The following is a 238-nucleotide window of genomic DNA, read 5'->3' as shown; positions in this document are numbered from 1 at the left end:
AACTGCTGCCCTTGTCAGAAAACCTAGGGTCACCTTGCGCCCTTTCTGCTCTATCGCAGCTGCTCCCAACTTGTTAATTTTGTAAGCCAGAAATCTGGCATTGATCATACTCGCAGCAGAACCGAGCATAATTCCGGCAAAGTAAATCCGGTAATCAACAAGAAGAGCCCATGCAGCCAAACAAAAGGATAAAAAGAAAAGAAACACATTTTGAACCGTTTTCAGAGTGGCAGAAAAT

At 43.7% G+C, this 238-nt stretch carries 1 pseudogene; it reads right to left on the bottom strand.

The annotated features are described in order from the left end of the window. Nucleotides 1–238 (bottom strand): annotated as a pseudogene (locus tag KVT27_RS26045) (ATP synthase subunit I); the annotation flags it as partial.

Source organism: Lysinibacillus sp. GbtcB16 (assembly GCF_019091145.1).
In the GTDB taxonomy this organism is placed as follows: Bacteria; Bacillota; Bacilli; order Bacillales_A; family Planococcaceae; genus Lysinibacillus; species Lysinibacillus fusiformis.
The sequence above is the reverse complement of the archived record's forward strand: the minus strand, read 5'-3'. Positions and strand labels throughout refer to the sequence as shown.